This is a genomic window from Micromonospora sp. AMSO12t (assembly GCF_008806585.1).
Lineage (GTDB): Bacteria > Actinomycetota > Actinomycetes > Mycobacteriales > Micromonosporaceae > Micromonospora > Micromonospora reichwaldensis.
Window position 1 is genome coordinate 1 of sequence record NZ_WAAS01000607.1, and the last position, 477, is coordinate 477.

The window sequence follows — 477 nt, forward strand, 5'->3', positions numbered from 1 at the left end:
CAAGCCGATGCCGCCCCGGCGGCCGGCCGCGCCGGCGCCCGGTCCCAAGCCCAAGGGCCCGGTGCCCGGTCCGCCGCAGCCCGCGGCCCCGGTCGCCAAGCCGGCGAGTGCCCACGACATCGAGGTGGCGGCCGCCGAGGCGCGTGCCGCCGCGCTGAAGGCTGAGCAGGAGGCGGCGGTCAAGGCCGCCCAGGCCGCTCGGCAGCAGCAGCGTGAGAACGTCCGCCGGGAGCCCCCGGCGGACGGTGGCAACCGTCCCGGTCCCCGACCGGGGCCGGGTGCCATGCCGCCCCGCCCGGGTTCCCCGGCCGCCGGTCGTCCCGGCACGCCGGCACCGGGTCCGGGTGGTCGTCCGGGCGGGCGTCCGCCGGCGCGCGGCGCCGGTAACAACCCGTTCGGCATCCAGGGCAGCCAGCAGCAGCAGCGGCCTCCGGCCGCCGGTCCGGGTGGCCCCCGGCCCAGCCCGGCCGGCATGCC

Annotated in this window: 1 pseudogene; it reads left to right on the top strand. The window is 81.6% G+C overall.

What is annotated here, in order from left to right:
* Positions 1–477: pseudogene (locus tag F6X68_RS33165) on the top strand (translation initiation factor IF-2); the annotation flags it as partial.